Origin of the sequence: Limnohabitans sp. Hippo4 (genome assembly GCF_003063605.1) — a bacterium.
GTDB lineage: Bacteria > Pseudomonadota > Gammaproteobacteria > Burkholderiales > Burkholderiaceae_C > Limnohabitans_A.
Genome location: NZ_NESE01000001.1, coordinates 836,515 through 849,705, shown reverse-complemented (window position 1 = coordinate 849,705; position 13,191 = coordinate 836,515). Strand labels below are relative to the sequence as shown.

14 protein-coding genes are annotated in these 13,191 nt (G+C 52.9%); 2 read left to right on the top strand and 12 right to left on the bottom strand.

Features of this window, described 5'->3' with window-relative positions; genetic code table 11:
* Positions 1-23 precede the first annotated feature (23 nt).
* The 3 genes from B9Z46_RS03940 to B9Z46_RS03930 all read right to left on the bottom strand — a co-directional run bounded on the left by B9Z46_RS03940 (position 24) and on the right by B9Z46_RS03930 (position 2,893).
* On the bottom strand, positions 24-917 hold the full coding sequence (locus B9Z46_RS03940; RefSeq protein ID WP_108254594.1) for a DUF58 domain-containing protein: 894 nt from the start codon (positions 915-917) through the stop codon (positions 24-26).
* Positions 907-1,866: a MoxR family ATPase gene (locus B9Z46_RS03935; protein ID WP_108254864.1), complete on the bottom strand. Its 960-nt coding sequence runs from the start codon at positions 1,864-1,866 to the stop codon at positions 907-909. Before B9Z46_RS03935 ends, B9Z46_RS03940 begins: the two co-directional genes overlap by 11 nt.
* A 94-nt stretch (positions 1,867-1,960) precedes the next feature.
* Positions 1,961-2,893, bottom strand: coding sequence for a S1C family serine protease (locus B9Z46_RS03930; protein ID WP_108254593.1), 933 nt, complete (start codon positions 2,891-2,893; stop codon positions 1,961-1,963).
* 62 nt (positions 2,894-2,955) lie between these two features.
* Here B9Z46_RS03930 and B9Z46_RS03925 point away from each other — a divergent pair, with 62 nt between their 5' ends.
* On the top strand, positions 2,956-4,071 hold the full coding sequence (locus B9Z46_RS03925; protein ID WP_108254592.1) for a VWA domain-containing protein: 1,116 nt from the start codon (positions 2,956-2,958) through the stop codon (positions 4,069-4,071).
* A gap of 24 nt (positions 4,072-4,095) precedes the next feature.
* Here the strand turns inward: B9Z46_RS03925 and B9Z46_RS03920 are convergent, their stop codons facing one another.
* From B9Z46_RS03920 to B9Z46_RS03880, 9 genes are all read right to left on the bottom strand, one after another.
* Positions 4,096-5,472: an FAD-binding oxidoreductase gene (locus tag B9Z46_RS03920; protein ID WP_108254591.1), complete on the bottom strand. Its 1,377-nt coding sequence runs from the start codon at positions 5,470-5,472 to the stop codon at positions 4,096-4,098.
* 25 nt (positions 5,473-5,497) lie between these two features.
* Positions 5,498-6,322, bottom strand: coding sequence for an ABC transporter permease (locus B9Z46_RS03915; protein ID WP_108254590.1), 825 nt, complete (start codon positions 6,320-6,322; stop codon positions 5,498-5,500).
* Complete coding sequence (locus tag B9Z46_RS03910; protein ID WP_108254589.1) at positions 6,319-7,116, bottom strand: ABC transporter ATP-binding protein; 798 nt, start codon at positions 7,114-7,116, stop codon at positions 6,319-6,321. The genes B9Z46_RS03915 and B9Z46_RS03910 overlap by 4 nt, the downstream gene beginning before the upstream one ends.
* Positions 7,113-8,057, bottom strand: a complete 945-nt coding sequence (locus B9Z46_RS03905; protein ID WP_108254863.1) for an ABC transporter substrate-binding protein — start codon at positions 8,055-8,057, stop codon at positions 7,113-7,115. The genes B9Z46_RS03910 and B9Z46_RS03905 overlap by 4 nt, the downstream gene beginning before the upstream one ends.
* Before the next feature lie 138 nt (positions 8,058-8,195).
* A complete protein-coding gene (locus tag B9Z46_RS03900; protein WP_108254588.1) occupies positions 8,196-9,053 on the bottom strand; it encodes a creatininase family protein in 858 nt (285 codons plus the stop codon).
* A gap of 27 nt (positions 9,054-9,080) precedes the next feature.
* Complete coding sequence (locus tag B9Z46_RS03895) at positions 9,081-9,530, bottom strand: RidA family protein (protein WP_108254862.1); 450 nt, start codon at positions 9,528-9,530, stop codon at positions 9,081-9,083.
* Positions 9,531-9,550: 20 nt separating this feature from the next.
* The gene (locus B9Z46_RS03890) at positions 9,551-10,786 is read right to left on the bottom strand and encodes an amidohydrolase family protein (protein ID WP_108254587.1); all 1,236 of its coding nucleotides are present in this window, start codon (positions 10,784-10,786) and stop codon (positions 9,551-9,553) included.
* Positions 10,783-11,370, bottom strand: coding sequence for an NAD(P)H-dependent oxidoreductase (locus tag B9Z46_RS03885; RefSeq protein ID WP_108254586.1), 588 nt, complete (start codon positions 11,368-11,370; stop codon positions 10,783-10,785). The genes B9Z46_RS03890 and B9Z46_RS03885 overlap by 4 nt, the downstream gene beginning before the upstream one ends.
* A gap of 202 nt (positions 11,371-11,572) precedes the next feature.
* Complete coding sequence (locus B9Z46_RS03880; RefSeq protein WP_055360111.1) at positions 11,573-12,076, bottom strand: nucleoside deaminase; 504 nt, start codon at positions 12,074-12,076, stop codon at positions 11,573-11,575.
* A 93-nt stretch (positions 12,077-12,169) separates the two neighbouring features.
* Here B9Z46_RS03880 and B9Z46_RS03875 point away from each other — a divergent pair, with 93 nt between their 5' ends.
* On the top strand, positions 12,170-13,189 hold the full coding sequence (locus tag B9Z46_RS03875; protein WP_055360112.1) for an aromatic ring-hydroxylating dioxygenase subunit alpha: 1,020 nt from the start codon (positions 12,170-12,172) through the stop codon (positions 13,187-13,189).
* Positions 13,190-13,191 lie beyond the last annotated feature (2 nt).

Sequence of the window (13,191 nt, the reverse complement as noted above, 5' to 3'; positions counted from 1 at the left end):
ACAAGAATTGGAGCGAACTTAAATCAGGCACGCCAGACTCTCCGCTTTCTCAATTCCGAGAAACGCATCAAGGCGTTGGCCATGTCCTCGTTGGTGGAAAGTTCAAGGGCATCGACGCCAGCTTGCGCAAAACACGTGGCCAACTGCATTTCACGCTCTTCAACCAATTGGGCATAACGATGTCTGAATTTGGTATTGGCAGTGTCCAGCAACAACTGCTCGGAAGTCTCTGAATCTTGTAGCAACATCAAGCCTGCCTTGGGCAAATTCATTTCTGCTGGATCGAACAAGCGCGTGGCCACGGTGTCGTGTCTTCTTCCTAGGGCGCTTAACTCCGAAGCCCAATTGAATTGACCCATGAAATCAGACACCACAAAGACACTGGATCGGCGTTTGATCAGTCCGTTGGCTCGGGCCAACCATTCATTCAAGTTGGTTTGGTGTGTTATTTGAATGTTGGGGGATGTTTCTAAAACATGCAGCAGATGAAGCAAGTGACGTCGTCCCATGCGTGGGGGAATGCATTGAAAGCCATCCGTTTCTGCAGGGTTCAATAACAGCGCACCGATGCGATTGCCACGCTTCATCAGCAACTTGGCCATGACACCGACAAATTGCATCATCATTTGTCGTTTACTTTTGTTGCCGCTGCCAAAATCCATGGAGCCACTCAAGTCCAATAAAAACCATGCGCTGATTTCACGGTCCTCTTGGTGTTCCCTCACATAGGGTGATTGCATCCGCGCTGTAACATTCCAATCGATGTGCCGCACGTCGTCGTGGGCTTGGTATTCGCGCAAATCTGCCAAGTCGACACCCGAACCTCTGAACAAGGTTTTGTGATCTCCTTGCAGCAATCCGTCTAAACGGCGCAACACCGTCCACTCCAGTTGCTGTAGTAACGCTTCAGCGGACATGCGCCTCCAAGGGTTGGTCTGGCATGGGCACTGCTTTCATGATCTCTTGAATCAGTGCGTCTGCGGTTTTGCCCTCGGCTAAGGCTGTGTATGACAGCACCAATCGATGCCTGAGGATATCGGGCACCAAATCGCTCAAGTCTTGCGGCAAGGCGTAATCGCGGCCACGCAGCAAGGCCAGTGCGCGTGCACCTTCGATCAAGCCTATGCTGGCGCGTGGGCTGGCACCAAAGCTGATGTAGCCTTGTAAAGCTTCCAAGCCATAGCGCGAGGGGAAACGTGTGGCAGAAATGAGCTTGACGGCATAGTGAATCAAACTGGGATCAACGTAACAGTGACGACACTGCACTTGCAGCGCTTGGAGCTCTTCAGGACTGATGACGCCCGTCACTTGCGCCCCACCGGCAATGACCCGTTGAACAATCACAAATTCGTCGTCTTCGCTGGGGTAGTCAATCAAGACTTTCATCATGAAGCGGTCCACTTGGGCTTCAGGCAGCGGGTATGTGCCTTCCGTTTCAATCGGGTTCTGCGTGGCCATGACCAAAAAAGGCGAGGGCACGCGATGCGTTTGCCCAGCAATGGTGACCTGCCGTTCTTGCATCACTTCCAGTAAAGCACTTTGTACTTTGGCGGGGGCGCGGTTTATTTCATCGGCCAACAGCAGGTTGGCAAACACGGGGCCCAACACCGTACTGAATTCACTGGTTTGCTGATTGAAGATGCGTGTGCCTACCAAATCGGCGGGCAGCAAATCGGGGGTGAATTGAATGCGGTTGAAACTGCCGTTCAGGGTTTTGGCCAAGGTGTTCACCGTCAAGGTTTTGGCCAATCCAGGCACGCCTTCAATGAGCAAGTGGCCCTGCGCTAGCAGTGCAATTAAGACGCGCTCGAGAAACGCATCTTGACCCACCACCACCCGCTTGACCTCGTACATCAGCCTTTGCATCTGGGCTGCCGCCGCTTCAGGTTGGAAGCCAGAGGAAGCGCTGCCTTTGCCACGCCATGTGTCCGATGAAACAGTCATGTTGTCTCCTTTGAATCTAGAAAGGGGGTAAGCCCACGGCACTGCCAGCACTTTCAATGGTGGTGGCAAAGCCAATGCCAATGAAGGTGCGCGCTGAAGTTGGATTGAGGATGGCCGTCACAATGCCGACCACCTCGCCCGACATGTTGATCAAGGGGCCGCCAGAATTACCGGGGTTGGCCGCAGCATCAAATTGAATCAAGCCGCTTAGATTTTGTTTGCCATCCTGCGATTTGAATTGCCGATTCAAACCTGACACCACACCCGATGAAACAGAAGGACCGATGCCAAACGGAAAGCCAACGGCCACCACACCATCGCCCGGCGCCAATTGTTGGCTGGAGCCCAAAATGGCGGGCTCCAAATCATCAGGAATTTTTTGCGGCTTCAAGACGGCCAAGTCTTTGTCGGCTTGAACCCCAATTACCGTGGCATCTGATTCCGTGCCATCGAAAAAAGTGACGCGCAATTTTTTAGCGCCGGACACCACATGAAAGTTGGTCAGGATGGTGCCGTCATCTTTGATCACAATCCCAGTGCCCACACCACTTTCAATGTCTGAATCTTTATTTTTAGGATCAGCCACATAGGCTTGCACATGCACCACCGCACCTTGAATCGATGCGGCAGCTTTGGCACTGGCTGACGGTAAATCTTTGGTTTGCAAGGTGTGTAAAACAGCTGCATCAATGTCTTTTTGCGTCAATGCGGGGCGCCATTGCAACGCGGGTGAAAAAACACCTACAGCCAAAAGGCTACAAACAATGCCCATCAAAAAGACGGCCAGGAAATCCCAACGCCAACCGGATTTGAGCTTGTTCAATCCCCTATGAATTGGGGTGCTGGGCTTTGAATTGGCTTGGGAAGTAAGTGGGCTGGGTTCAGTTGGCGCGTGTTTATCTGAACCTGCAGGTCGCGGGCTTTTGCTAAAAACCGCTTCTCTTTTCATAAATAAACGATAGCATAAGCCTCGATGTCAAATTGACGTAACTGGCTAAAACCCTGATGGCGATGCAATTTCTTCAGCCCTTCATGCTCTGGTCACTGCTGCTCATGCCCTTGATGGTAGGAGGCTACCTTTGGCTACTTAAAAGGCGACGCAAGCAGGTTGTTACTTTTTCTGCGGTTTCTTGGATTTTGCAAAACATGGACACGCCATCCCCTTGGCGCCGTCACGTTCCGCCTGCGCTGTTGGCCTTGGCCTTGGCCCTCTTGTTGCTGGCCAGTGCCCGGCCCATGGCCCGAGTCACTTTGCCAGCCGACTACATGACCCTCATCATGGCCATGGATGTGTCAAGAAGCATGCTGGCCGAGGACGTCGAGCCCAGTCGAATCAAGGCAGCCCAAAAGGCAGCCAAAGAATTTCTACAAGATTTACCAGCCAATGTTCGGGTGGGCATCATCTCTTTTGCGGGCAATGCGCAAGTGGTGCAGCACGTGACCACGCAAAAGGAAGAGTTGGTTGCCGCCATTGATCGTTTTCAATTGCAACGGGGAACCGCCACGGGCAGCGGCTTGTTGTTGTCGCTGGCCACCCTCAGACCCGAGGCCAACATTGATTTAGAGGCTGCGCTATACAAACCCAATCCCTATGGGTATGGCGATGCATCATCCAATGGCGCCAGTGGTGGGGCGGCTGGTGGCGCGCGAAGCTTGGATGCAAAGCCTGCAGCCAAACAGCGCACGCCTGAACCGCCAGGCTCTTACAAGGGCGGTGCGATTGTTTTGTTGTCTGATGGACGAAGAACAACGGGCCCCGATCCCTTGTTGGCAGCCAAGATGGCTGCAGACTTAGGCGTGCGTGTCTACACAGTGGGATTTGGAACGCCCAATGGCTTTATTCCTGGCTACGAAGGCTATTCGTTCTTCACCCAAGTCGATGAAGAAGCCCTGAAAGGGGTGGCCAAGATCACTGAAGCAGACTACTTCAAAGCAGGGTCAGCCGAAGACTTGAAAAAAGTCTATCAACACTTGTCCACCCAATTCACTTTGGAAAAACGCGATACCGAAATCACTGCATTGTTAGCGGGCGCCGCGCTTTTGTTGGTTGCGATGGCACTGATGTTGTCTGCGTTGTGGTTTCGGATGGGGCCTCAAACGGGCAAAAATTTAAGTCTTGCAGAATGAGTGCGCGCGGTTCAATCCAAATCTTCAATGTCGCACTTCGCGACTGGCCCATGAACGCAGTTTTCCGGGATTAAGCAAACCCATCGGGTCAAAGCGTTCCTTCATTTTGACCACCGCAGGGTCTAGGTTGTTTTGTTTGCCGTCTTCCACAATGTACACATGTGGGTTGTTGATTTGCACACCATGTGAACGGTAGATGGCCATGATTTCGTTCAAACGGGCTTCAGAGGTGTAGTGGATCAGTTGCAAACCGCTGCAGTTGAAATCACCTTCTTTGGTTCGCAGAAATTCCAAGTGCATGAGGACTTCACCGCCGAGTTCTTTCTCCAAGGCTTTGACTTGCTCTACATGTTTGGCAGGTGTGAATCCACTTTGAATGTAGGTGAAGTTTTTGTCGACCTTCAGGGCATGCAGCGTGGTGTGATTCCAGGTGTATTCAATCAAGGTGCGGTTAGAAGATAAGACTTCTTCAGCCGTTTTGTTGTAACAAAATACACCGCCAAACGACTTGACCAAATCTTCCACGCCTTCAACGCTTTGGGGTGCCAAAACCATCATGACAGCATGCTGCTTGTCATTGAATAAAGGCATTAGCGGGGCCATGTAGGTGGGGATGGGCGCTGCCAAAAATGAGACTTCTTTTTTGATCAAGCCTGGTGCTTTGGTCAATTTGCTTGCAAACTCCAAAGCCTGGTCAAAAGATTCAAACTGCGCCACACATTCTGACCAAGGCACGCAAGGTGACAATGCCACCTCGAGTTCTAGCACGATGCCGTTGGTGCCGTAGGTGTGGTGCAGCAGCATGGCGTCTGCGCCGCGCAGTTCCACAATTTGAGGCTCAGGCTCGACCGTCATCACACGAACACCCAACACATTGCCGGGGGCGGCCAAGGGGCCGTAGTTGATAGAGCCTGCACCACCGAAGCCCCCGCCAAACAAACCACCCAAGGTGGCACTTCTGAAGGTGGAGGGTAACCAGCGCAATTCCATGCTATGCGGACGCGCTTGAGCATCAAACTCAGACAAGCGAATGCCCGCTTGTGCGCGGCCCACTTGGCTGCGCACCCAGCAAAAAGCGTTGTACCCACTGAGGTCCAAAATGACGCCGCCAAATAAAGGGGTGGACTGGCCGTAGTTGCCAGTGCCGGTGCCGCGAATGGTCAAGGGGATTTTGGCAATGGCGCAGGCCGATACCACTTGGCGAATTTCTTCTTCACTGCGCGGCCGAGCCACCACGTCGCCTGTCTTACCAGCCAAGTCGCGTTTCAAAATGGGTGAGAACCAAGCAAAGTCTTGCGACAGTCTGGCGACTCTTGCTGTGTCGGTGATCCATTCCACGCTGGGCAGCATGGCTGGCAAATCGTGGGCTGTGGTGGATGGCTCTAAGAGCGTGCTGGACATGAAAATTCCTTCAATGATTCGATGCTTATTCGCCAATCACTTCACTGGCGTGCCATCCACCCAAAGCCTTGCGAGACAGCCAAGACATGAAGAGGAACAGAAAAACACCAGTCAATGAAATCAGGAGCAGTGATGCAAACATGCGAGGGATATTGAGCTGAAAACCAGCTTGCAAAATTTGATAGGCCAAGCCAGCACCCGTACCGCCAGTGCCTGCAACAAATTCGGCCACCACGGCGCCAATCAAGGACAGGCCGCTGGAAATGCGCAGACCGCCAAAGAAAAACGGCAAAGCACTGGGGATGCGCAGACGCCACAAAACTTGCCAGCGGTTGGCGCGGTTCAATTTGAAATAACTTTGCAAATCGGGCTCGACACTGCGAAGGCCCAGTGTGGTGTTGCTGATGATGGGGAACAAGGCCACCAGCGAGGCGCAGATAACCATCGACAAAGTGGGATCTTTGACCCAAATGATGATGAGTGGCGCAATGGCCACAATCGGCGTGACCTGCAGCAAAACTGCGTAGGGGAAAAAGGCCGCTTCAATGCTTTTGCTCTGGACAAACACAAACGAAATCAATACGCCTAAGACGGTTGCCACCGCAAAAGCAAACAAAGTGATCTTGACGGTAACCCACAGCGCCAATCCCAGCGCCGCCCAATCGGTGAACAAGGTTTTCATCATCAAGAGGGGCGATGGCACCAAGTAAGGCGGTAAGTTCAAGCCTGTGACCAAGCCTTGCCAAATGATGATCAAGAACAAACCCACCAAGATGGGATAGATGACTTTTTGAACTTTTGGGTTGTGTGCCCAAGGTCGAATCAGTTGAGCAACTTGTGGTGCGTTCATGAGAAGTGGGCCTCCTGGCCTGCACTGGCCCGCATCAAACTGTCTTGCAGTTTTTTGGCATGTTGGCTGAATGCGGTTGAGACCATGAAGTCAGAAGTGCGAGGGTAAGCATCGGGAATGACAAACTCTTCCACAATGCGACCTGGGCGAGCGGCCATCATGACCACGCGGTTGGACAAGAACACGGCCTCGTGAATGGAGTGCGTGACAAATATCACGGTGAGTTTTTTCTTTTGCCATAGCTCTAGCAACTCAGCGTCTAAACGGTGTCGGGTGATTTCATCCAAGGCCCCGAACGGCTCGTCCATCAGCAGCAAGTCGGGATCGGTGACCAAACCCCGCGCAATGGAGACACGCATTTGCATGCCACCCGACAAGGCACGCGGCAATGCTTTCGCAAATTTAGACAGGCCCACCAAGGCCAGAACTTCTTTGACTTTTTCGTCGGCAATGACTTTGTCGACGCCTGCCAATTCCAATGGCAATCTGACATTCTTCTCAACAGAGGCCCACGGCATGAGCGTGGGCGACTGAAAGACGAAAGACATTTTCTTCCCAGATTCAGCCAATTGCTGCACCGGCTTGCGCCAGAGCAACAATCGGCCGTCGGTGGGCTCTAACAAACCTGCCACCATCTTGAGCAAGGTGCTTTTGCCACAGCCAGAAGGTCCTAGCAAAGTGACAAACTCACCTTCTTCAATGCGAAGGTCCACAGGCAGCAAGGCTTGTGTGCCATTGTTGTAGGTTTTGTTGGCGGACAAAACCTCAACTGCGGGGGCAGGTGCGTGGATCAAGGCATCACCTTGGCGTCTTTGATGAAACTCAAGTTGTATGACTTGCTCATTTCAACCTTGGCAGGGTCGATCAGTTTGGCAGCGACCAAGAAATCGTAGCTGGCTTTGGCGCGTACATCGGTCATGATGCCAATGCCCATCTTGGCCGCATCACCGCCTGTGACCATGCCCATTTCTTTCAACTTGCTCACGCTGTAAGCCAATTGTTCATCGGTCATGTTGGGGTTGTCTTTCTTGATCAAAGCATTGGCGGGTGCTGGATCGGCCAAATAACTCTTCCAGCCTTCCATCGAAGCTTTGACAAATGAAGCCACGGCCTTGGTGCGGGTTTGAACCGTTTTGTCCATGCAAGAAATCGTGGTTGCGTAGGCGGGATAACCAAAATCGCTGAACATCAAGGTGTTGGCTTTGACGCCCGCTTTTTGAATAGCGAAAGGCTCAGACGTGAGGTAGCCCTGTTGCGCAACATTGGGGTCGGCTACAAAGGGTTGAATGTTGAAGGTGTAGGGGCGCGTTTGTGCATCTGTAAAGCCAAACTTGGCTTTTAACCAAGGCCAGTAACCACGGTGCGCTGAAGAAGCAATCAAAATGGTTTTGCCCTTCAGGTCTTCAAACTTCTTGACATCATCATGTGCAATCAAAACCTGTGGATCTTTTTGAAACACCGCACCCACGGTGGTCACGGGCACACCACCCTCGCGCACTTGAATCATTTGCAAATCGCTTGAGCCCATGACGCAATCGGCTTGATCTGCTGCCATCAATTGAACGATGTTGACTTGCGGGCCGCCCATTTTGACGGTCACATCCAAGCCATACTTTTTGTAAATGCCAGTGGCAACAGCTTGGTAAAAGCCACCGTGCTCTGCTTGCGCGTACCAGTTGGTCATGTAGGTAAATTTTTCTTGCGCTTGCACAGGCTGAAGACCGACAAGGCTCATGAGTCCAATGCACAGACTTGTGCGCACGGCTGCAGCGGTCGAAGATTTGAAGCGGAAATGTTTCAAGATGAACTCCTCAATGTGAAAAAGCTTGAATGAACAGGTGACGGAATTGGATCCATGTGTGAACTGCATCTTTCATGCCAATCCGTCTTGGATGTGGCCTTGGTGTTGTGCTCGGCCCCAAGTGGGCTCTGCGCGAGGTGCCCATGTCAGTTCGTGAAGCTCTGTCATGGCCTGTGCCCAGCTGTTGGCCAATGAGTCCAAGATGTGCAGGCCCTGCTCGCGGGTGGCAGGCAATGGATCGCCAATGATGCCGCTGGTGCCGAAGTCTCTGGCGCTCCAAGCACACGCTGGGCGACCATCGGGTGACAATAATTTAGAGGGGAACTCTGCGGGATAGTTGGTCACCGCCTTGTCCATGTGCACCGTTTCGGGGGCCAATGCCAACATCAGTGCAGTTTCTGCATGACCTGCGTGCATGGCCAGCTTTTTTTCCTTGTCAGACAGGTACTTTCCCGCACTGTGAGGCACGCGCCAAGTGAAACTGGGCACCACAATGAAGTCGCCATGGCGCAGACGCAATTCGCGTGCTGAGATTTCCATGACTTGGGGTTGACCGCCATGGCCATTCACAATCAACAACTTTCTAAAACCAGCGCGATAAACCGACTCACCAATTTCGTTCATGGTGGCCAGCAAGGTTTCTCCCGTCAGGGTCATGGTGCCTGGAAAGTGGAGGTGTTCCTCAGACTTGCCATAAGTGATGGGTGCCATGGCATAAGCGGGAACGTGGTCTGGCAAGCGAGCCAGTGCATGTCCCACAACGCCTGCACTGATGGTGGTGTCCACAGAACAGGGCAAATGAGGGCCATGCTGTTCGGTGGCGCCAGTAGGCAAGACAATCACGGTGTTGGCTTTGTCGGGCAGCGCTGCAATTTCTGTCCAGCTCAAATAAGGCAGGTAACGACTGGGAGGGTTGTAGGCGTGAAGCATGGTGTTCTGTTGAGTGGGATGAATGCATTAGCGCAATGGCAACCACAGCGTGGCTTCCACTTCGATCAAGATGTCTGAAGAGGGCAGCATGCCGCTCACTTCGACGACGGTGGAAACGGGTGGGTCCCCAGGGAAAAACTGTTTGCGAACGCGGCTGTAAAGCGGAAAGTGGTCGAGGTTTTTAAAGTACTGGACCAACTTGAAGACATCTGACATTTGGCCGCCAGCACTTTCCACTGTGCGTTGAATGCTGTTCAAGACATACCAACTTTGCGCCAAGATGGGGCCTTCTTTGTGGTCGGTTGAGAACTCACCCGTTTGGCCAATTTGTTGGGCAGCTTCGCTAGGAATATCGCTGTAGCCTTTGACAATTTTTCCTGCCTGTGGATCCACGGCAATCACGCCAGAGAGAAATACGTAATCGCCTGCGCGTCGCCATGCGGCGTAACGGGCCAAGGGTTGTGCAATGTTGTTCATGGGGGTGTTCATCCGAGTGATCAAGCAAGAAAGCCGTTTCGCACCACAAGCCGTTTGTGCGTTTGCGAGGGGAAGCCCCACAGATTGGCTTGCTCAAACACCATGAAATTGGCGGCCGATCCAATTTGGAAAGGTGCGTCTTGTGCATCTCCGGTGAGCCAGTCGGTGCGGCAAATGCTTTGCGTGGCATCGTCAAACACTTGCGGCAATTGAGCTGCCAAAGCGCCAGTGCTCAGTGCCTCTAAGGGGTCGTAACTGCCAAAGGTACAGAAGGGGTCTTGGACGTTGTCGCTGGCCACCATGACGGGTATGTGGCGTGCGCGGGCCTCTTGTACCAAGGTCAGACCACGCTTGGTTGGTGTTTTGCCTGTCACGGCATCTTGCAGCAGAAGGTTGGTCATCGGCAGTGTGACCAAGCTCATGTTGACCTTGGCCACTTCGTCGAGTGTGCGCAAGGCCAGTAAGCTGTCTTGTGCAGACAGCGCACAGGTATGGCCGCACACCACATGACCTTCAAAGCCAATGTCGCGCATGATTTCGGTTGCGCGCAACAAACCTTGGGCCGCAGGGTTCAGTTCCTCGTCCATGTGCAGGTCGACATTCAAACCTTCGGCTTGGGCAGCGGCAAACAGATTTTTCAAGGCCTGCAAATCCCAGTTGCTGGTGTGCACAAAACCACCTAACAGTGCACCGGGCCCGCTGGCGGCCACTTGCTTGGCCAAGCTTTGGGCTTGCGCGGCATCGGCGTACAAATGCAAGGGGATGAGGCTCACGCGTTCGATGGCGATCTTGCCCTGCCAGTCAGAGGCCAAATCACGCAGCACTTGCCAAGCGATAGGTTTTGCCTTGGGCTCCCACCAATCGCAGTGCGTGCGCAAGTGTTGGACGCCCGCCTCAAAGGACCACGTGAGACCTTGATTGGCACGTTGGTAAACATCTTCTGGCGTCCAGTGCGCGCGGTCGCTCATCATGGCCTGAATGGCGCCTAGCAAACCTGGGGTGATGTCGCCCATTCTGCTTTTGGTCAATGTTTTGTCGAGGTGCGTGTGGGCATCCACCATCAGCGGCAGCGTGAGTGCGCCTTGGATGTCCCAGATGGGCAAGCCCAATGGGTTGGCGGAATCCGCTTCAATCTTCTCGAGTTTGCCATTCACCACGGCGATGTCCACCAACTTGTCGGTTGAGTGCGTGTTCACCCATTGGGGCAATCGAGCACCTTTGAGTAAAAAAGAAGAGTTAGCGGGATGGGGTGTCATGCGAATGTCGCCATGGCTTGACTCACCTTGGCTTTGAATTGAGAGAGGGAGGAAGGGGTGGCCACGTTCATGTGATAGTGCGCGTGATAGTCCACACGGCTGCCACCACCTGTCAGCAGTTTCAAATACCGGGTGATGATTTTTCTGGGAGGATCGCCCATGTACCAAGCCGTCCAGCGGGGTCTGCCATAGGTCACCACAGCGGATATGCGCTTGATGTGGGTCAGGGATGGCTTGACGTTTTGGGGGTCGCTTAAGTCAAAGGCCACACCGGGCATCAGCACACGGTCGAAGTAGCCCTTGAGCATGGCAGGCAAGCCAAAGCACCAAGTTGGAAAGCAAAACACCAAAGCTTCTGCGTTGCGCAATCTGTCAACGTAGGTTTGCACTGGCTTTTCGTTGTCGGGCACTTCGTGATAACCCAGTCGCTCTTCGCGGCTCATGACGGGGTTGAAATTTTCTGCGTAGAGGTCGCAATCGTCGACTTCGTGTCCCGCCAACTTGAGTTGCGTCACAACTTCTGCGTGAAGTGCTGCGTTGTAACTTGATTCAACAGGGTGGCAATAAATGACCAGAACACGCATGACTCAAAGTGCCTCTAAGTACGGATGCGGGCATCTGGAGATGCAGATGCGCTCACGCTTTGGTCATTGCAAGCCGCGTGCCATGTTCAAATTCACGGAGTGTGCCGCACAGTTTCATTCAAAGACAGGAACGTGCTCGTTCGCACCGTTCTGGCGCACCCTTGTGAGGCGTGCATCCAGCTTTGGTGCAGCCATGCACACTTTAGGATTTCCAGAAGCCTTCGTGAACTTGACTGGCATCATGGATCAAGGCAGGGCCAATGCATTCAATGGGATGTGAAGAGGCGTTGAAGACATCTCTGCAAGACAGCTCAGCGTCTTTTTGTTCAAGCAGTTCACCTCTGAAAATGCGAAGCCGCTCTGCATCAATGCCGTAGATGACGCGCTGAATGCCCGACCAAAAAATAGCGCCTGCGCACATCACACAAGGCTCTGCCGATGAGTACAGCGTCGCTTCTGCCAAGACGGACCTGGCATGTTTGGGGCTGAGCATTCGAACAGCCGTAGTTTCTGCATGGCCTGTGCAGTCACCTGTTTCGGTGGTGTTACAGAAGGCTTCTGCCAACAACTCGCCCTGCTTGGAGATGACCACCGCACCAAACGGCCGGTTGCCTCTGGCTCGGGCGACTGCAGACATGCGAATGGCGTCGCGCAAATAGGTGGCGTCAGTGTCTGACAATTTCATTTCTGTGGGGTATTGAGACATGGCACACTCCTTAGATTGAGGCACTTGTGATGCACACGACGTGCCAACTGCTTGGCCCAGGTTTTGCAGGACAATTTGCAGAGGAGCTCTTTCATGCTGGTCACACAACAAGCTATTTTTCGAAAATATTGGCACGCCGTGATGCCGCTGTCTGAACTTGCTTCAGGCCCGAAACCCTTTACCTTGTTAGGCGAGAAGATCGTTCTATTTCTGGATGCCCAGGGCCAACCTGCTGCACTCGCTGACCGATGCTGCCACCGCACCGCTAAACTCAGCAAAGGTCAGTGCAAAAATGGCAACCTTGAATGTGCTTACCATGGATGGCAGTACAACAGCGTAGGCAAAGTGGTCGTCATCCCTCAGTACGCAGCCGATCGCGAAATTCCATCTGACTATCGAACCCAAGCATTTCATTGTGTGGCGCGCTACGGCTATGCATGGGTTGCCTTGGAAGACCCCATTGCCGACATATTTGAAGTTCCTGAATTTGACAACCCTCAGTACAGGACCATTTTTCAGTTTTATGAAACCTGGGCCACCAGTCCCGTCAGGGCTTTGGAAAATTCATTCGACAACGCGCATTTCAGTTTTGTTCACAAAGCCACCTTTGGCGTGGCTGCAAGCCCTAAGCCCAGCAAATACGAATTGCATGAATCAGAAATTGGTTTTGAAGCGGAGACTGTCATCGAGGCGGTCAATCCAGAGAAGTTTCAGCGCATCAGTGGTGTTCAGGATCCCATCACCACAAGGCACATGCGCAACGCCTACTATTTGCCTTTTTCAAGGCGCTTGGACATTGAATACCCCAGCGGCATCCGTCACATCATCATCAATTGTTTTACTCCCATTGACGATGGCCACATTCAACTGTGTCAATGGCTGTTTCGAAACGATACAGAAGCCGATTGTCCTGCCGAGATGCTCATTCACTTCGATGAAGTGATCACGCGTGAGGACAAAGACATCTTGGAGTCTACGGATCACGATGCCGTGGTTGACATGCGTCGGCGTGGCGTGGAGTTTTCCATGGATTCAGACCGCCCCGGTATCTTGATTCGCAAGAAATTGATGGAACTGCTGGCCAAGCATGGCGAAGTAGAAGTCCATCGTTGAAT

Excerpts from the sequence above, each read along its gene's own strand:
- B9Z46_RS03940 (WP_108254594.1), bottom strand. The coding sequence starts at position 917 with ATGTCCGCTGAAGCGTTACTACAGCAACTGGAGTGGACGGTGTTGCGC.
- B9Z46_RS03935 (WP_108254864.1), bottom strand. The coding sequence starts at position 1,866 with ATGCAAAGGCTGATGTACGAGGTCAAGCGGGTGGTGGTGGGTCAAGAT.
- B9Z46_RS03930 (WP_108254593.1), bottom strand. The coding sequence starts at position 2,893 with ATGAAAAGAGAAGCGGTTTTTAGCAAAAGCCCGCGACCTGCAGGTTCA.
- B9Z46_RS03925 (WP_108254592.1), top strand. The coding sequence starts at position 2,956 with ATGCAATTTCTTCAGCCCTTCATGCTCTGGTCACTGCTGCTCATGCCC.
- B9Z46_RS03920 (WP_108254591.1), bottom strand. The coding sequence starts at position 5,472 with ATGTCCAGCACGCTCTTAGAGCCATCCACCACAGCCCACGATTTGCCA.
- B9Z46_RS03915 (WP_108254590.1), bottom strand. The coding sequence starts at position 6,322 with ATGAACGCACCACAAGTTGCTCAACTGATTCGACCTTGGGCACACAAC.
- B9Z46_RS03905 (WP_108254863.1), bottom strand. The coding sequence starts at position 8,057 with ATGAGCCTTGTCGGTCTTCAGCCTGTGCAAGCGCAAGAAAAATTTACC.
- B9Z46_RS03900 (WP_108254588.1), bottom strand. The coding sequence starts at position 9,053 with ATGCTTCACGCCTACAACCCTCCCAGTCGTTACCTGCCTTATTTGAGC.
- B9Z46_RS03895 (WP_108254862.1), bottom strand. The coding sequence starts at position 9,530 with ATGAACAACATTGCACAACCCTTGGCCCGTTACGCCGCATGGCGACGC.
- B9Z46_RS03890 (WP_108254587.1), bottom strand. The coding sequence starts at position 10,786 with ATGACACCCCATCCCGCTAACTCTTCTTTTTTACTCAAAGGTGCTCGA.
- B9Z46_RS03885 (WP_108254586.1), bottom strand. The coding sequence starts at position 11,370 with ATGCGTGTTCTGGTCATTTATTGCCACCCTGTTGAATCAAGTTACAAC.
- B9Z46_RS03880 (WP_055360111.1), bottom strand. The coding sequence starts at position 12,076 with ATGTCTCAATACCCCACAGAAATGAAATTGTCAGACACTGACGCCACC.
- B9Z46_RS03875 (WP_055360112.1), top strand. The coding sequence starts at position 12,170 with ATGCTGGTCACACAACAAGCTATTTTTCGAAAATATTGGCACGCCGTG.